The following is a 3801-nucleotide window of genomic DNA, read 5'->3' as shown; positions in this document are numbered from 1 at the left end:
GTTAAGTGGTTGAGTGGCTAAAATAGTTATATAATAGTCACTCAACTAATTCTTAAATGAAGGACAAAAATGTTTGATAAACTAAATCTTGGAGATTTAGGGAAAGTTTTAGAAGAGATACAAAAAAACGCAAAAAAACTTCAAGAAGAGAGTGAAAAAAAGATATTTACCGCTAAAAGCGGTGGAGGACTTGTAAAAGTTAGCGCTAACGGAAAAGGTGAGATTGTAGATATAGAAATAGACGATTCTCTTTTAGAAGATAAAGAGTCTTTACAGATTTTATTAATTAGCGCAATAAACGATGTTTTAAAAATGGTAGAGGATGAGAAAAAAAATCTGGCAATGAATCTTATGGGATCTCAAAACCCCTTTGGAAAGATTTAATGGATCTAATAAAAGAGTTTGAAAAATATTTGATAGCTTCAACTCCGAAAGTAGAAAGTTTTCACCCCTTTTTTCAAGAAGCGTTAGAATATTTAATAAAAGCCGGAGGCAAAAGATTTAGGCCGCTTCTTTTATTAAACGTTGTAAACTCTTTTACGCCCCTTCTTTTAAAAAATTCCTTTCCAGTAGCCGCTGCAATAGAGTATCTTCATACTTATTCTCTAATTCATGATGATTTGCCCGCTATGGATAACGCCACATTGAGAAGGGGAAACTTAACTCTTCATAAAAAATATGATGAAACGACAGCGATATTGGTAGGAGATGCGTTAAATACTCACTCATTTTATCTAATTTCAACATCTCCCCTCTCCAATGACACAAAAGCGATGCTAATTCAAGAGCTATCATATAACGGCGGAATATACGGCATGGTTTTGGGTCAGGCAATTGATTGCTATTTTGAAAAAAAGTCTCTTAGTTTAGAAAAACTTAAATTTTTACATATTCATAAAACAGCAAAATTGATCGCAGCAAGCTTGAAAATGGGAGCTATAATTTCGGATTTGGATATAAAATTACAAGAAAAGTTATATAATTTTGGTATCGATTTGGGGCTTCTTTTTCAGATACAAGATGACTTAATTGATGCGTTAGAGGATGAAAATAGTGCCGGAAAAACCACATCTAACGATAAGGATAAAAACAGTTTTGTTAATCTATTGGGGATTGAAGGGGCATATAAAGAAGCGGATAATTTAGCAAAAAAACTGGAATATGAGCTAAAAGGATTTGATAAGAATTTGGAAAAAAATCTAAACGCTCTTTTAAAAAATTATATTTTTAGACATAAAAATTTAAATCAAGTGAGGTAAAAATGGATAATAAAATGCGAAAAAAGATGGCTGATACCATTAGATTTTTGGCATTGGATATGATACAAAAGGCAAACAGCGGCCATCCTGGTGCACCTCTTGGGTTAGCTGATGTAGCGGTAGTTTTGAGCGAGCATTTAAAGCATAATCCTAAAAATCCAAAATGGATAAATCGTGATAGATTAGTCTTTAGCGGAGGACACGCTACGGGACTTATATATTCGCTTTTGTATCTTTGGGGTTATGATTTGACTCTTGAGGATCTTAAAGAGTTTAGACAGCTTGGATCAAAAACGCCTGGGCATCCAGAATATGGTCATACACCCGGTGTTGAAATTACAACTGGCCCGCTAGGTCAGGGAGTTGCAAACGCCGTAGGGATGGCTATGGCTCAAAAATATTTAGAGTATTTACTAAATAAAGATAACGCAAAAGTTATAGATCATAAAGTTTATTGTTTATGCGGTGATGGGGATTTGGAAGAGGGTATTAGCTATGAGGCTTGCGCTTTAGCTGGTAGGTTTGAACTAAATAATTTGATTTTAATATATGATAGCAACCATATAACCATAGAGGGAGACACCTCTATAGCTTGGAATGAAAATATCAGAGAAAGATTTGAGGCACAAAACTGGGATGTTATAGAGATAAATGGACACGATTATGACGATATTGACGCAGCATTAAGCTGGGCAAAAAAGAGAAAAAAGCCAACTTTAATCATCTCCAATTCCATAATCGCAAAAGGAAGCTGCAAATATGAAGGTGATCCGCACTCTCATGGTGCACCTTTAGGAGAAGATGATATTAGATGCGCAAAAGAGAAAGCCGGTTTTGATCCTGATAAAAAGTTTTTTGTCCCGGAAGATGTTTTAGTTAGATTTAGATGTGCTGTGGAAAAAGGAGAACTAGCCGAAAAAGAGTGGAAAAAACTCCTTTTGGAACTTCCATATAAAGAGCAAAACGAGATATTAAATCTTTTAGAAAATCCTGATTTTAACTCTATTGATTGGCCAAAATTTGAACCTGGTAGCGAAATAGCAACAAGAGATAGCAACGGAAAAATTTTAAACGCCATAGCGAAAGCTTTAGTAGGATTTGTTGGCGGAAGTGCCGATTTGGCTCCGTCAAATAAAACATATCTTCATAATATGGGAGAGTTTCCAAAGGGGAAAAATTTTCATTTTGGAATTAGAGAGCACGCTATGGGAGCTATTTCTAACGGGATGGCGGCATATGGACTACTGATGCCTTTTAACGCTACATTTTTTGTGTTTAGCGATTATCAAAAACCGGCAGTAAGGATAGCTGCACTTTCTAAACTTAAAAACTATTTTGTTTGGACCCACGATAGTATAGGAGTAGGAGAAGATGGTCCAACACATCAACCAATAGAACAGTTAAGCCAATTTAGAGCACTACCAAATTTTTACGTTTTTAGGCCTGCTGATGCTACTGAAAATGTTGAATGTTGGAAAATAGCACTAAATCTTAATTTTCCTTGCGCCTTTGTTTTAAGCAGACAAAAATTGAAAACCTTAAAACCGACAAAAGATTTTGGAGATGTAAGTAAAGGGGCTTATATTATTAAAAAAAGAGAAAACGCAACTGTTACCCTGATAGCAACCGGTAGTGAAGTTATGCTTGCTTTGCAAGCTGGATGTCATTTAGAGGAGAGAGGAATTAACGCAAATATTGTTAGTATGCCTTGTATGGAGCTTTTTTTAGAGCAGCCAAAAGAGTATCAAGAAAAAGTTATAGATAATAATACTAAAGTTTTAGCGATAGAAGCTGCAGCAGGAATAGAGTGGTATAGATTTGCCGATGATGTAATAGCTATTGAAAATAGGTTTGGAGCAAGCGGAAAAGCAAACGAGATTTTTAAAGAATATGGTTTTACTATTTCAAATATTATTGAAAGAGTTGAAAATATTTTAAAAGGTTGAGTAGTTTAAACTACTCAACTAATCTTCAAATCTATATATAAATCTTGTATAAATCTTGTCTTTTTTTACTTCCGATCTGACTTTTATTTTTTTTGGTAGAAAAAAAAGCTTTTTTATATCTTTACTAACCTCTTTTTCTATTGCTTTTTGCGTCTTTTTAACTTTTATTATCCCTATATTTAGCGAATGAAGTGGCTGATTTAATTTATTTTCAAGTAAAATAGAGTCAAGATCTTTTGAGTTGTTTGTAAATAGTTCAACTTTGCATGTTGTATCATTTATATCGCATGGTTTTGTAATGATTATATCTTTTGTGCTTTTATACTCTTTTTTTCTTAAAGCCTCTTCAAGAGATTGTGCGCTTAAAAAATGTCTTGAAATTAAAAAAGATAAAAAAATTAAAACAGTTAGCAGTAAAATTTTTAGATACTTCATTTTAATAAGCTTTTTAATTTTATTTTAGCATAAGGAAGCTTAATGAAAATTCTTTTTGAAAATTAAGATTTAGCTACTTTTTTATAATTTTTCAAAAAATTTTATAATTTCTATTGACAAATAGGTAAAAAATTAGTAAAATTTCAGTCCAATTTATATGC

General features: G+C 33.0%; 4 protein-coding genes. 3 read left to right on the top strand and 1 reads right to left on the bottom strand.

Features of this window, described 5'->3' with window-relative positions:
- The first annotated feature begins 69 nt into the window (after window positions 1–69).
- Genes AC30RD_RS05475 through tkt form a run of 3 tightly spaced genes read left to right on the top strand, consistent with a single transcriptional unit; the run spans window position 70 to window position 3205 of the window.
- A complete protein-coding gene (locus AC30RD_RS05475) occupies window positions 70–384 on the top strand; it encodes a YbaB/EbfC family nucleoid-associated protein (protein WP_489493317.1) in 315 nt (104 codons plus the stop codon).
- Complete coding sequence (locus tag AC30RD_RS05470; RefSeq protein WP_489493316.1) at window positions 384–1259, top strand: polyprenyl synthetase family protein; 876 nt, start codon at window positions 384–386, stop codon at window positions 1257–1259. The genes AC30RD_RS05475 and AC30RD_RS05470 overlap by 1 nt, the downstream gene beginning before the upstream one ends.
- Window positions 1260–1261: 2 nt before the next feature.
- On the top strand, window positions 1262–3205 hold the full coding sequence (gene tkt, locus AC30RD_RS05465; protein ID WP_489493315.1) for a transketolase: 1944 nt from the start codon (window positions 1262–1264) through the stop codon (window positions 3203–3205).
- 18 nt (window positions 3206–3223) lie between these two features.
- On the opposite strand, the gene AC30RD_RS05460 is transcribed toward tkt, so the two are convergent.
- Window positions 3224–3640, bottom strand: a complete 417-nt coding sequence (locus AC30RD_RS05460) for a hypothetical protein (protein WP_489493313.1) — start codon at window positions 3638–3640, stop codon at window positions 3224–3226.
- Window positions 3641–3801: the final 161 nt, after the last annotated feature.

It is taken from the genome of Nitrosophilus sp. (assembly GCF_982775275.1).
The sequence above is the reverse complement of the archived record's forward strand: the minus strand, read 5'-3'. Positions and strand labels throughout refer to the sequence as shown.